This is a genomic window from Pseudomonas sp. NA-150 (assembly GCF_044336365.1).
Lineage (GTDB): Bacteria > Pseudomonadota > Gammaproteobacteria > Pseudomonadales > Pseudomonadaceae > Aquipseudomonas.
Genome location: NZ_CP172305.1, coordinates 6,516,766 through 6,529,742, shown reverse-complemented (window position 1 = coordinate 6,529,742; position 12,977 = coordinate 6,516,766). Strand labels below are relative to the sequence as shown.

Genomic DNA, 12,977 nt, shown 5'->3' with positions numbered 1-12,977 from the left:
GGTGTCCACTGCGGTGCCTGGAGTAAAAAATGACTGAACTCAATTTTGCGCAATCCCTGCGCGTTTCCCTTGAAAACACCGTTACCGATAGCGAATTGGCTGACCGGATTGGCGCGATGTCGGCTGTCGAGCGCGCGGCTCTGCTTCGCCGGTTGACGGCTTCGGCGCGGGCCGAGCGCGAGGAAGCGACCGAAGACTTTCACAAAGGCGCGTTGATCAGTACGCCGATTGGTAGCCTGAAAAACGCCAGCATCGCCCTGTTGTATCGCAAACGGGTGTTCTGGCTGGTGCTGTTGGTATTCGGCAATCTGTTCTCGGGAGCCGGGATTGCCGCTTTCGAAGACACTATTGCCGCAAATATCGTGTTGGTATTTTTCCTGCCGTTGCTGGTGGACAGCGGCGGTAACGCGGGCGCGCAGTCGGCGACATTGATGGTTCGGGCACTGGCCACGGGCGATGTGGTAATGCGCGACTGGCTGCGGTTGTTGGGGCGCGAGTGCGGAGTGGCACTGGCATTGGGCGCGACCATGTCCATCGCAGTTGCTGCGCTGGGAATGTTGCGGGGTGGTCAGGAGATTGCGCTGGTAGTGGCCAGCAGCATGTTGATCATTGTGATGGTCGGCAGCTTGATCGGCATGAGCCTGCCGTTTCTGCTCAGCCGCATGCGTCTTGACCCGGCGACGGCCAGCGGGCCGCTGATTACATCCATTGCAGATGCGGCAGGGGTACTGGTGTATTTCGGGATTGCGACGTACGTGTTGGGGCTTTGATGTGAGCCAATCGCGGGGTAGCCCGCGATTGGCTGCAAACACTGATCAGCTGTTCGGCAACAACCGGCAGGTGATGCTCTTGATGTAGCGGGTCTCGGCGATGGCTGGGTGTACCGGATGATCCGGGCCTTGGCCGCCGCGTTCCAGCAACTGGATATTGCGGTCCAGGTGGCGGGCGCTGGTCAGGAGGATGTTTTGCAGGTCGTCTTCGGGCAGGTGCATCGAGCACGAAGCGCTGACCAGGATACCGTCCTTGCTGAGCAGGCGCATGGCCTGTTCGTTCAGGCGACGGTAGGCGCCTTCGCCGTTCTTCAGGTCTTTCTTGCGCTTGATGAAGGCCGGTGGATCGGCAACGATCACGTCGAAGCGCTCTTCCGAGTTTTTCAGTTCCTTGAGGGCTTCGAACACGTCGCCTTCGATGCAGGCAATCTGATCGGTGAAGCCGTTGAGGGCAGCGTTGCGCTCAACGCCGTCCAGTGCGAAAGCGGAAGCGTCGACACAGGTCACGTCGCTGGCGCCGAACGCTGCGGCTTGTACGCCCCAGCCGCCGATATAGCTGAACAGGTCCAGTACACGCTTGCCTTTGACGTAGGGTGCCAAACGGGCGCGGTTCATGCGGTGATCGTAGAACCAGCCGGTTTTCTGGCCTTCCATGACCGGCGCTTCGAATTTCACGCCGTTTTCTTCCAGTGCCACCCACTCCGGCACCAGACCGAACGCGGTTTCGACGTAGCGATTGAGGCCTTCGGCATCCCGTGCCGCGGAATCGTTCTTGAACAGAATACCGCTTGGCTTAAGCACCTGGATCAGGGCTGCCAGCAGGTCGTCCTTATGGTTTTCCATGGTGGCGGAAGCCAGTTGCACCACCAGAATGTCGCCGAAACGATCGACCACCAGACCCGGCAACAGGTCGGAATCGCCGTACACCAGGCGGTAAAAAGGCTTGTCGAACAGGCGCTCGCGCAACGACAGGGCCACGTTCAGGCGATGGACCAACAGCGATTTGTCCAGCGGCAGCTTGATGTCGCGAGACAGCAAACGCGCGCAGATCAGGTTGTTGGGGCTCATGGCGACGATGCCCAGCGGCTTGCCGCCGGCAGCTTCCAGGATCGCTTGATCGCCTGCCGCAAAGCCGTGGAGTGGAGTGGCGGCTACATCGATTTCGTTGCTGTAGACCCACAGGTGACCGGCGCGCAAGCGACGGTCGGCATTGGCTTTGAGGCGCAAGCTAGGCAGGGACATGACGTCGCTCCGGAAAAAAGAGCGAGATTATACCGCGTGATGCAGATTCAGGGCGGGATCGCGGTAAATAAGGGCTGCAGCCTGTCTTATGGCCGAAGACAGCTGAATATTTCCATATATCAGTAGGTGACTCGGGTTTTACTGAACTACCTTGGTTGTCGAATCACCCCGCGAAGGGGTTAGAATCGCCGCCCAGTCCAGAGTGTGTACTTATGCCCCAAGAGCTTACCGCCGAGCAGATTCAGCAAGCCCTGCAAGGCATCAGCGTGCCGCCTCAGCCGCAAATCATGGTGGATTTGCAGATGGAGCAGTACATGCCCGACCCGGATCTGGGGGCGATTGCCCGTTTGATTGCGCAGGATCCGGGCCTTTCCGGCGCGCTGTTGAAACTGGTCAATTCGCCCTATTATGGCCTGACCAACAAGATCGCTTCGATCCAGCGCGCGGTGAACCTGTTGGGTAGCCGCTCGATCATTAACCTGATCAACGCGCAGTCGATCAAGAGTGAGATGACCGACGAAACCATCGTCACCCTCAATCGTTTCTGGGATTCTGCCCAGGATGTAGCGATGACCTGCCTGACCCTCGCCAAGCGCACCGGCTCGCAAGCCGTGGACGAGGCGTACGCGTTGGGCCTGTTTCATGATTGCGGCATCCCGCTGATGCTCAAGCGCTTCCCCAATTACATGGGTGTGCTTGAGCAGGCCTATGCCAATGCCGGCCCGACAAGCCGCGTCGTGGACACTGAGAACCGGGAGTTCAACACCAACCATGCCGTGGTCGGTTATTTCACCGCCAAGTCGTGGCGCCTGCCCGAGCACGTGAGCAACGCCATCGCCAACCACCACAACGCACTGGTGATTTTCCAGGACGAATCGGGGCGTAACAGTCAGCTGAAAAATCTGCTGGCAATCCTGAAAATGGCCGAGCACATCTGTGCGTCCCATCGCGTTCTGGGCAATGAGTGCGAAGACCATGAATGGAACAGCATCGGTCACTTGATTCTGGACTACGTTGGCCTGTCCGATTACGACTTTGAAAACCTGAAAGAGTCCATTCGCGAGCTGGGTGCCCATTAACCACACTCGCGCTATCTGATCTGAGTCTCCCATGCCTGAATTACCTGAAGTCGAGACCACCCGCCGCGGTATCGCACCGCACCTCGAAGGGCAGCGGGTCAGCCGTGTGATTGTCCGGGACCGCCGCCTGCGCTGGCCGATCCCGGAAGACCTCGACGTACGTCTGTCCGGGCAGCGCATCGTGCTGGTGGAGCGCCGCGCCAAGTACCTGTTGATCAACGCTGAAGTAGGGACACTGATCAGCCATTTGGGTATGTCGGGTAATTTGCGACTGGTTGAAGCCGGGTTGCCGGCAGCCAAGCATGAGCACGTGGACATCGAGCTGGAATCGGGCATGGCCCTGCGCTACACCGATCCTCGCCGTTTTGGGGCGATGCTCTGGAGCCTCGACCCGCTGAATCACGCGTTGCTGATCAACCTCGGGCCCGAGCCACTGACCGATCTGTTCGACGGCGCCCGCCTGTTCGAACGGTCCCGTGGGCGCTCAATGGCGGTGAAGCCGTTCATTATGGACAACGCGGTGGTGGTGGGTGTCGGCAACATCTATGCGACTGAAGCGCTGTTCGCCGCCGGGATTGATCCGCGTCGTGAAGCCAAGAGCATCTCCAAGGCGCGTTACGTGCGGTTGGCGACAGAGATCAAGCGGATTTTGATTCACGCCATCGAGCGCGGCGGCACCACGCTGAAGGATTTCATCGGCGGCGATGGTCAGCCCGGCTATTTCCAGCAGGAGTTGTTCGTTTATGGCCGTGGCGCTCAGCCCTGCAAGGTTTGCGGGACGGAATTGGGTGAGGTTAAGTTGGGGCAGCGGGCGAGTGTGTTTTGCCCGAAGTGCCAAAAATAAGAGAACACGCGGGCTTGCCCGCGATGGCAGATTACCTGACACACCACGTCAACTTGATCGCGGGCAAGCCCGCTCCTACATAAAATCTCACGGGCACAACCCTTGCGAAACCACCGCCGCTGTTTATAGTGACGAGCATTCCTCCCGTAGAGCTTGAAGGATCACGCCATGAGTTCGTTTCGTTCCCTTGCTGTCGTACTCGCCTTGCTGTTCGGCATGCAGATGTTGCCAGCTCAGGCTGAGACTCAGGAGCAAAGCGGTGATCCGACCTACACCATCCAGACTCCGTCCGGTTACGCGATGATTGGCGACTTGCTGGTCGCGCGCCCGATTCTGATCGCGTTGACCGCCATCGGTGCTGCGGCGTTTGTGGTGTCGCTGCCGTTTACCGCATTGGGTGGCAACGTCGGTGAAGCGGGCAAGGCATTGGTGGTCACCCCCGGCAAAGCAGCGTTTGTACGCTGCCTGGGCTGTACGGGTGAAGGCTTCGGCAAGGAAGAGTAAAGCCTGGCCAGTGAGCACTGGCGTCTAACCGGGTGATAACGAGCGATCAGGCTTTGCCGATGATGCGCTCGTATTTCCTCATCAAATCGTCTTGGCTTTCGACGTGATTTTCATCCAGCGGAATGCAATCCACAGGGCAGACTTGCTGGCATTGCGGCTCGTCGTAATGGCCAACGCACTGGGTGCACAGGTTCGGATTGATCACATAGATCTCCTCACCTTGAGAAATCGCTTCGTTCGGGCACTCGGGTTCGCAGACGTCGCAATTGATGCAGTCGTCGGTGATGATCAGGGACATGACGCACTCCTGCCTCGGTCGCCGCCGAGGCATATGAAAACTAATGCGACGAATTGTGCCGCATTAGCGCTCCGGATGCACCTTAGCGTTTGAACCGTTCGGTCAAAGCATCAGCAACGACAGGGTGCACGAACTTGGTGATATCGCCACCCAGTGCCGCGATTTCACGGACAAGCGTAGAGGAAATGAACGAATAACGCTCAGACGGGGTGAGGAACAGACTTTCGACGTCTGGCGCCAACTGGCGATTCATGTTGGCCAGCTGGAATTCGTATTCGAAGTCCGAAACCGCTCGCAGGCCGCGCAGGAACACATTGGCGTTCTGCTCTTTGGCGAAATGCGCCAGCAGCGTGGAAAACCCCACCACTTCAACATTGGGCAGGTGCTTGGTGACCTCACGGGCCAGCTCCACGCGCTGTTCCAGCGGAAACAGCGGGTTTTTCTTCGGGCTGGCGGCGACAGCGATCACCACTTGGTCGAACAAGCGCGAGGCGCGTTCGACCAGATCGCCATGGCCCTTGGTGATAGGGTCGAAGGTGCCTGGGTACAACACTCGGTTCATCGCGTCGTCCTGGTCGGAGTCCTTGGGGATTCGGATGGTATCGCAGCAATCCCGGTCGGCCAAGTCGCCTTATGGCGAGTGGGGGTGTTTTGGCCGGAACGGCCTGTGTGCAACGATTCTCTCTGTAGGGGCTGCCGAAGGCTGCGATCGGCTGCGAAGCAGTCGTGTTATCTGGCTCACCGAAGGCCCTGCGGTCCTTTTCGCAGCCTTCGGCAGCTTCTACAGGGGCCGTGTGTCGCTATGTGGATTTCAGTCTTTGCACCAACGCCGTCGCCAACTGCGCCGTCAGGCCATACACCGACAATTGCGGGTTAGCGCCAATGCTGGTGGGGAACAGCGAGCCATCGTGAATCGATAGATTACTCAACTGATGATGCCGGCCGAGGCTATCGCACACCGCAATTCCGGGCTCCTCACCCATGGCACAGCCGCCCATGACGTGGGCGCTGCCCAAGCGGGCGCGGAGGGTTTCCAAGCTCAAATCATCGATCAGCGTCTGCGCTTCTGCCATGCTCTTCACGTAACCGGCGTCTTCATGCACGGGCATCACCGTTTTCGCACCGCCGGCGAACTGGATTTCCGCCATGCTGCGGTAAGCCCGACGAATGCCGTCCCACGCATAAGACGACACCTGATAATCCAGCACCGGCGTGCCGTCGCCGCGTAATTCCACGCTGCCGCCGGTGCTGTCCGGATGAAATCCGTCGCGCATCAACGCCAGCATCATGTGGGTTTTCGGCAGTTGCGCCATGCGGTCGGCGCTTTCCTGGCCAAAACTGCCGAGCAGCGTGCTGGCCAGCGCCGGCTGTAAGGGTGGTACTTCCAGTTTGTAGGACATCTGCCCGGTTGGGCCGTCGATCCATTGAAAATGATCTGAATAGATCGATTGCGGTGCGCCGTAGAACGGGTTGATCACTCGATCGAACTGCGCGGCAGAAAAGCTCGTCAGGTGCAAAAAGGTACGCTTGCCCACGCGTTTGTGCGGGTCGGGCGCGTCTGAGCGCAGCAGCAACGCCGGGCTATTGATGCCACCGCCTGCCAACACGTAATGCTTGGCAGTAATGGTAATCGTGCGGCCATTGGGGGCGACGCAGTGTTCATCCATGGCCAGGCATTGCAGGCCGACGACCTTGTCCGCCTTGATCATCAGGCGCTCGGCGCGAGCCAGGTACAGCAACTCGCCACCCTTATCCAGGGTCGCAGGAATCGTCGTCACCAGCATCGATTGCTTGGCATTGGTCGGGCAACCCATGCCGCAATAGCCCAGGTTCCAGCAGCCTCGGACATTGCGCGGGATGACTTTCCAGCTGTAGCCCAGGTGCTCGCAGCCTTTGCGGATCACATCATTGTTGGCGTTGGGTGGCATGGCCCAGGGTGCCACGCCGAGGCGCTGCTCCATCTTGTCGAACCACGGCGCCATCTCGGCTTCGCTATGACCGACCACGCCATGCTCTTCCTGCCAGTGTTCGAGGGTTTGGCTTGGGGTGCGAAAGCTAGACGTCCAGTTGATCAGGGTGGTCCCGCCCACCGCGCGGCCTTGCAGGATGGTAATCGCGCCATCCTTGCTCATACGGCCAATGCCTTCCTGATACAGCGTGGAATAGGCCTGGTCTTCGAGCATTTTGAAGTCACTGCTGGTTTTCAGCGGACCCTCTTCAACCAAAAGCACCTTGTAACCCGCCGCGCTGAGTATTTCCGCCGTGGTGCCACCCCCCGCGCCGCTGCCGATGATCACGACATCCGCTTCCAGCGTCAGGTTTTTCTCCAGTTTCGCGCCATTCCAGGTTTTCCAGCCACGGGCAAGACCTTCTCGAAACACGTCAGGAACCGGCATATAACCTCGAACTTTATTGTTGTTGTTTTGGGGTAAACAGACGGATGCGACTCACACCGTCGGCGGCCCGGGGTAACCGCAATGCGCCCAGGCTTCCGGGCGGCTGTACCAGGACATCATCACCAATTGCAGCAACGAGCTATGCCCCATTCGCAACAGGCTCAGGCGGCTGTTTTCCCAGCGATCGAGGAAGTTGGCCACTTGCTCGAGGCTGGCACTTTCCCAACTGAGCCATACGCCGGTCAGCGGGCCGCGTGTGAGGGGAAGCGCCAGCACGTCGAACAGTTGCTGGGTCAGCTTGAACATTTCCGGCGACAAGTGCTCGAGGCTGGCGTCGATACTTTTCAGGGTTCCGGCGACCGCGCTCTGCGAGGAGCCGGCGCCAAGACTGCCGCTGACCATCGCTGGAATCAGCGCCCGCAGGAACGGCAAATCGGTTTCTCGCAGCACACTGAAACCGCTGCCCAAGCTGTTGGCCGAGCAGCCAGTCAGGCTGGCGGCAAGGCCGGCGGTTGACAGAAAGGCGCCGGCGCACAGACTGATTTTCAGTACACCCCGGCGCGACAGGCCGGGGCTTTCAGACAGGCTGCTACTCATTATTATTGTCGACCTGTTATCGGGGTGCTGAAGTCCTGATCAGCGAATGAACAGCTTGTACACCAATCGCTGGATCGCTTTGCCATAGGGCGGATAAATCACTCGCGCCGCATTGAAACGCTGCTTGATAAACACTCCCTTGGCCTTGCTGAAGGTCAGGAAACCCTCATGGCCGTGGTAGTGCCCCATGCCCGATGGGCCGATGCCGCCAAACGGCATGTCATCCTGCGCGACGTGCATCAGCGTGTCGTTCAGGCACACACCACCGGAATGCGTCTGATCCAGTACGCGCTTCTGTTCTGCTTTGTTGTAACCAAAGTAGTACAAGGCCAGCGGACGTGGGCGCTGATTGATGTAGGCAAAGGCTTCATCGATGCGGCTGTAGGGCACGATGGGCAAAATCGGGCCGAAAATCTCGTCCTGCATCACGGTCATATCGTCGGTAACGTTCAGCAGCAGGCTGAATGGCATGCGCCGGCCCTGGCTTTGGTTGAACAGCGAGATCACCTTCGCGCCTTTATCGGTGGCATCGCTGAGGTAGCGATTAAGTCGAGCCTGCTGACGCTCGTTGATGATTGAGGTGTAGTCCGGGTTGTCTACCAGTGTCGGATAAAACTGCAATACCGCCTTGCGATAAGCGTCGACGAAACCATCGACCCGATCTTCCGGCACCAGCACATAGTCTGGCGCCACGCAGGTTTGCCCGGCGTTCAGGGTTTTACCGAAGGCGATGCGTTCCGCCGCGTCCTTGAGTGGCACGTCCCGGGAGACGATGGCCGGGGATTTGCCGCCCAGCTCCAGGGTAACCGGTGTCAGGTTTTCAGCGGCTGCACGCATTACGTGTTTACCAACGCTGGTGGCGCCGGTGAACAACAAATGATCAAACGGCAGCTTGGAGAAGGCCATGCCCACTTCGGCTTCGCCCAACACGACAGACACCAGGTCTTCCGGAAACACCCGTGCGAACAGGCGCTTGATCAATTCAGCGGTGGTGGGCGTCGATTCACTGAGCTTGAGCATCACCCGATTGCCGGCAGACAAGGCACCCACCAGCGGACCAATCGCCAGAAACAACGGGTAGTTCCACGGCACAATCACGCCGATGACACCCAATGGCTGGTAAACCACTTTCGCCGACGCCGGTTGGAAGGCCATGCCGACGCTGCGTCGCGACGGTTTCATCCAGCGTTTCAGGTGTTTGCTGGCGTACTCGATGCCCAACAGGCTGGGCATCAACTCGGCGAGCAAGGTTTCGTCGGCACTGCGGTTGCCGAAATCGCTGCTGATGGCGTCGATCAGCGCCTGCCGTTCGTCGCTGAGCAGCGTGCGCAAAGTCTTCAGCCATTGCAGGCGTTGTCCGGCAGTCGGCATGGGGTTGGCGGCAAACGCCTGGCGTTGGGCCTGGAACACTTGATCCAGCTCGCTGGCGATCTGTTGGGACTCTTGCAGGAAAGCGATTTCGGCGGACATGGTCGTGTCTCGATTGGAGTTATTCTGTGTTTCTAGAGTTATTGCTCTATAAAGTCAATATTGAATGAAATATCCACCTTCCCTGAAGGAGCGGACTTGCCCGCGATAGCGGCTGAACTGACAACACCGCTAAGATGCAGACATAATTCTTTAATGGTTACCCGGTCGAGTTGAATATGGCCCCACGCATCAAAACCCGTGAGCGCATCGTGCAGAACAGCCTCGAGCTGTTTAACCAGCAAGGTGAGCGTAGCGTCAGCACCAACCATATCGCTGCGCACATGGAAATTTCGCCGGGCAACCTGTACTACCACTTCCCCAACAAGCAGGCGATTATCGCCGAGCTTTTCACCGAGTATGAAACGCTGGTAGACAGTTTCTTGCGCCCGCCAAAGGGGCGGCTGCCGACGGTTGAAGACAAGCGCTTCTATCTGCTGGAACTGCTCGACGGCATGTGGCGCTACCGCTTTCTGCATCGCGACCTGGAGCATCTGCTCGACGCTGATCCCGAATTGGCAGCGCGCTATCGACGTTTCTCCCAGCATTGCCTGATTCAAGGCATGGCGATCTACAGTCGTTTCGTCGAAGCCGGGATCTTGCAGATGGACAAGGTGCAAATCGAATCCCTGACGCTGAATGCCTGGATCATCCTCACGTCTTGGGTGCGGTTTCTGTGTACCACGCGGGAAAATTCCGCGAGGCTCAGTGAAGATGCCATCCGTCGTGGGGTGTATCAGGTGTTGATGCTGGAGCTGGGTTACGTCACGGCCGCTTCGCGAGAAGCGGTAAACGCGCTGTGCGGAGAGTTTTATGTGCCGCTGCAACGGGCGTTGGAAGAGATCGAATAACGTTCGTTTTGCAGTCGGATTGAGTTCATTTTTTCGTCATTGGAGCCTGCCATGTCTATCGCTCGATTGATCACCCCGGAACAACTGGTTGCCCGTCAGAAACAGCCGGGGTTGGTGCTTCTGGATTGTCGTTTTGCCTTGGAAGATCCCGACTACGGCCGCTGTAGCTATGCCGAGGGGCATATCGAGGGCGCCTGGTATGCCGATCTGGAGCGTGATTTCAGTGGTCCTGTAACCAAGGGCGTAACGGGGCGCCATCCATTGCCCAAGCCGGGCGATTTTATCCGGCGCTTGCAGGAATGGGGCGTCAATCAGGACAGCGATATCGTGCTCTATGACGACGGTCCCGGCGCGTACGCGGCGCGCGGGTGGTGGTTGTTGGCGTGGTTGGGCAAGCGCGACGGCGTTTACCTGCTCGATGGCGGTCTCAAAGCCTGGCATACGACTGGCCTGCCGTCGAGCCTGGATGCACCTGAGCATAAAGAGGGGCATTTCACCGGCAAGCCGGATGCGTCGTTACTGCTCAGTGCTGAAAAATTGCAGTCGCGTCTGGGGCAACCGCAAATGACCCTGATCGATGCCCGCGCCGAGCCGCGTTTCCGGGGCGAAGTTGAGCCGATCGACCCCATTGCCGGCCATATTCCCGGCGCGCAGTGTGCTGCCTTCAGTGAGAACCTCGGCAAAGACGGTCGTTTCTTGCCAGCTGAGCAGCTCAAACAACGCTTTGCAGAAAAGCTCGCTGATCGTTCACCGGATGACTTGGTGGCTTATTGCGGCTCTGGCGTAACGGCCTGCCATAATCTGTTCGCGTTGAGTTTGGCAGGGTATCCGCTGGGCAAGTTGTACGCCGGCTCGTGGAGCGAGTGGATCACCGATCCGAAGCGGGCTATCGCGACTGGCGTGTAAGCATACTTGTAGGAGCGGGCTTGCCCGCGATGGCGGTTTGTCTGATGACCGCGTCAGGCAGATCGCGGGCAAGCCCGCTCCTACAGGTCTTGGATTAAATCTGCCCTAACGCCCAGCGCAGTAAAAAGAACACCACCAAGCCGCCACCAATGGTCGCCAGCAGGTTGCGAGTAAACGCCGCGATAGCGATGCAGGCGAGGCCCGCCAGCAAATAAGCGTTGGTCACGCTCAACTGCCAATGCTCGCCATCCGGCAGCAACATGCCCGGCACCACAATCGCCGTCAGCACCGCTGTGGGGACGTAATGCAAACCCTGACGGACCACCGGCGGGAAGCGCAGGTTCGGCCAGGCGAACAAGCTGTAGCGCATCGTGAACGTGATCGCGGTCATGCCGACCACCAGCCACCAGTAGCTCATGAGTGCACCTCGTTGCCCGAAGCTGAATCGGTCAAGCCCGCGCGCCGCTCCAGCCATACGCCCACTGCAATTCCGCTGAAGGCAGCTGCCATCAGACCGAGTTTGTACGGCCAGGTGTAGGTCAGCAACGCGACGGCGCCGGCGGCCAGTGCGGCGGCGATCTGCGGACGGTTGCGCAGCAACGGCACGACAATGCCGATGAAGGTCGCCAGCATCGCGAACTCCAGGCCCCAGCTCGCCATGTTCGGTACTGCTTCACCGAACAGCACGCCAACCAGCGAGCTGCCGACCCAACAGGCATACAGCGCGCTGGCAACCCCGAGCCAATACCAATGCGCTAGCGCTGAACGGCCGTGAACCAGGTAATAGCGCTGAACCACGGCGAAGGTTTCGTCGGTCAGCCAGAACGCCAACAGTACCCGCCAGCGTTGCGGCAGCTCGTTGACTTGAGGTTGCAGCGTGGCGCTGTACAGCACATGGCGCAGGTTGACGATGAACGTGGTGAGCAGAATCACCACGGCGCTGGCACCGGCGCCTATCAGGCTGACGACGATAAATTGCGCGGACCCGGCGTAGACGAACATCGACATCCCCAGTGCCTGCCACAGTGACAGGCCACCCGTGCCGGCCAGCGTGCCGAAGATAATGCCAAAGGGTGCGATGCCGACCAGCATCGGAACGCTGTCGCGCAGGCCGTGGGAATACAACTGATAACGGGACATGTTTTTCTCCTTATGCCCGCATCTTAGGCAGTCAGGAAAACCCTGTCTTGAACGATCTTGCGCTGGCGTCGCGATACGCGCCGGGGGCGACGCCGTAGACCTGTTTGAACTGGCGCGTCAGGTGACTTTGGTCGGCGAAGCCCAGTTGCGTCGCGACATCCAGTGGCAAGCAGCCCTCGCGCAGCAGCGCTCTGGCCTTGGCGATGCGTTGTTGCATCATCCAGGTGTGCGGCGGCAAGCCCGTGGCTCGGCGAAACACCCGAGCGAAATGAAAGGGCGACAGATTCACTGCGTTTGCCAGGGTCTCCAGCGACGGTGGCTGTGCCAGATGCGCCTGCAGCAACTCTTTGGCCTGTGCCACCGCGCGGGGCTCGAGTCCCGGCAGGCTTGGCGTGGGCACATCGGCATGGCGCTGCAAGAGTGTGAGCATCACCTCGCGCCAGGCGGTTTGTTGTTGCAGTGCCGTGGCAGGGCTTTCCAGCAGACGATGCAGTTGCGAGAAGCCGGCGACAAGATCGGGGTCGCGATACAGGGTGGCGCCGAACGAGGGCAGGCCACGAACGGGCAGGTCCAGCTCCGTCAATAGCGAAACGATCTGTTGCGTGTCGGGGTAGCACGAGCGATAGAACCAGCCCGCCTCAGTCCCTTTGTGCCCGGTGTGCAGTTCGTCCGGATTGATCAGAATCAGCGTGCCGACCGGCGCCAGGTGGTCGGCTCCGCGATATCGATAACGTTGGGCGCCGCCCTCAATCACGCCAATCACGTAGCCATCGTGGGCGTGGGAGACGAAGCGCTGTTCGACGTAATGCGCCGCCAACAACTCAACGCCACCCACATGCTCCGATTGCCAGAAACGGGTGTGCTCGGCGCGTGCTGCGGCCAT

At 59.4% G+C, this 12,977-nt stretch carries 15 protein-coding genes; 6 read left to right on the top strand and 9 right to left on the bottom strand.

Features of this window, described 5'->3' with window-relative positions:
* Positions 1-29: 29 nt before the first annotated feature.
* Complete coding sequence (locus ACF0H7_RS30395) at positions 30-770, top strand: magnesium transporter (protein WP_397450483.1); 741 nt, start codon at positions 30-32, stop codon at positions 768-770.
* 45 nt (positions 771-815) lie between these two features.
* Here ACF0H7_RS30395 and ACF0H7_RS30390 read toward each other — a convergent pair whose 3' ends face one another.
* Entirely contained in the window at positions 816-2,012 is a 1,197-nt protein-coding gene (locus ACF0H7_RS30390) for a class I SAM-dependent rRNA methyltransferase (protein ID WP_397450482.1), read from the bottom strand.
* A 266-nt stretch (positions 2,013-2,278) separates the two neighbouring features.
* Between ACF0H7_RS30390 and ACF0H7_RS30385 the strand changes: the two genes are divergently transcribed.
* From ACF0H7_RS30385 to ACF0H7_RS30375, 3 genes are all read left to right on the top strand, one after another.
* Positions 2,279-3,091: an HDOD domain-containing protein gene (locus ACF0H7_RS30385; protein ID WP_397454073.1), complete on the top strand. Its 813-nt coding sequence runs from the start codon at positions 2,279-2,281 to the stop codon at positions 3,089-3,091.
* Positions 3,092-3,122: 31 nt separating this feature from the next.
* Positions 3,123-3,935 carry a bifunctional DNA-formamidopyrimidine glycosylase/DNA-(apurinic or apyrimidinic site) lyase gene (gene mutM, locus ACF0H7_RS30380; RefSeq protein ID WP_397450481.1) on the top strand — a complete coding sequence of 271 codons (813 nt, stop codon included), beginning with the start codon at positions 3,123-3,125 and terminating at the stop codon, positions 3,933-3,935.
* A 168-nt stretch (positions 3,936-4,103) separates the two neighbouring features.
* Positions 4,104-4,439: a multidrug transporter gene (locus tag ACF0H7_RS30375; RefSeq protein WP_397450480.1), complete on the top strand. Its 336-nt coding sequence runs from the start codon at positions 4,104-4,106 to the stop codon at positions 4,437-4,439.
* Positions 4,440-4,485: 46 nt separating this feature from the next.
* On the opposite strand, the gene ACF0H7_RS30370 is transcribed toward ACF0H7_RS30375, so the two are convergent.
* From ACF0H7_RS30370 to ACF0H7_RS30350, 5 genes are all read right to left on the bottom strand, one after another.
* Complete coding sequence (locus tag ACF0H7_RS30370; RefSeq protein ID WP_397450479.1) at positions 4,486-4,737, bottom strand: YfhL family 4Fe-4S dicluster ferredoxin; 252 nt, start codon at positions 4,735-4,737, stop codon at positions 4,486-4,488.
* Positions 4,738-4,819: 82 nt separating this feature from the next.
* Entirely contained in the window at positions 4,820-5,299 is a 480-nt protein-coding gene (gene coaD / locus ACF0H7_RS30365; protein ID WP_397450478.1) for a pantetheine-phosphate adenylyltransferase, read from the bottom strand.
* Between the two features lie 238 nt (positions 5,300-5,537).
* Positions 5,538-7,133 carry a GMC family oxidoreductase N-terminal domain-containing protein gene (locus ACF0H7_RS30360; RefSeq protein WP_397450477.1) on the bottom strand — a complete coding sequence of 532 codons (1,596 nt, stop codon included), beginning with the start codon at positions 7,131-7,133 and terminating at the stop codon, positions 5,538-5,540.
* A gap of 51 nt (positions 7,134-7,184) precedes the next feature.
* A complete protein-coding gene (locus ACF0H7_RS30355) occupies positions 7,185-7,730 on the bottom strand; it encodes a twin-arginine translocation pathway signal protein (protein ID WP_397450476.1) in 546 nt (181 codons plus the stop codon).
* A gap of 39 nt (positions 7,731-7,769) precedes the next feature.
* Complete coding sequence (locus ACF0H7_RS30350; RefSeq protein ID WP_397450475.1) at positions 7,770-9,200, bottom strand: coniferyl aldehyde dehydrogenase; 1,431 nt, start codon at positions 9,198-9,200, stop codon at positions 7,770-7,772.
* A gap of 176 nt (positions 9,201-9,376) precedes the next feature.
* Between ACF0H7_RS30350 and ACF0H7_RS30345 the strand changes: the two genes are divergently transcribed.
* The gene (locus ACF0H7_RS30345; RefSeq protein WP_397450474.1) at positions 9,377-10,048 is read left to right on the top strand and encodes a TetR/AcrR family transcriptional regulator; all 672 of its coding nucleotides are present in this window, start codon (positions 9,377-9,379) and stop codon (positions 10,046-10,048) included.
* Positions 10,049-10,099: 51 nt separating this feature from the next.
* On the top strand, positions 10,100-10,954 hold the full coding sequence (locus tag ACF0H7_RS30340; protein WP_397450473.1) for a sulfurtransferase: 855 nt from the start codon (positions 10,100-10,102) through the stop codon (positions 10,952-10,954).
* Between the two features lie 94 nt (positions 10,955-11,048).
* Here ACF0H7_RS30340 and ACF0H7_RS30335 read toward each other — a convergent pair whose 3' ends face one another.
* Genes ACF0H7_RS30335 through ACF0H7_RS30325 form a run of 3 tightly spaced genes read right to left on the bottom strand, consistent with a single transcriptional unit; the run spans position 11,049 to position 12,977 of the window.
* Positions 11,049-11,372: an AzlD domain-containing protein gene (locus tag ACF0H7_RS30335; RefSeq protein ID WP_397450472.1), complete on the bottom strand. Its 324-nt coding sequence runs from the start codon at positions 11,370-11,372 to the stop codon at positions 11,049-11,051.
* Entirely contained in the window at positions 11,369-12,094 is a 726-nt protein-coding gene (locus ACF0H7_RS30330) for an AzlC family ABC transporter permease (RefSeq protein WP_397450471.1), read from the bottom strand. Before ACF0H7_RS30330 ends, ACF0H7_RS30335 begins: the two co-directional genes overlap by 4 nt.
* 31 nt (positions 12,095-12,125) lie before the next feature.
* Entirely contained in the window at positions 12,126-12,977 is an 852-nt protein-coding gene (locus ACF0H7_RS30325) for an AraC family ligand binding domain-containing protein (protein WP_397450470.1), read from the bottom strand.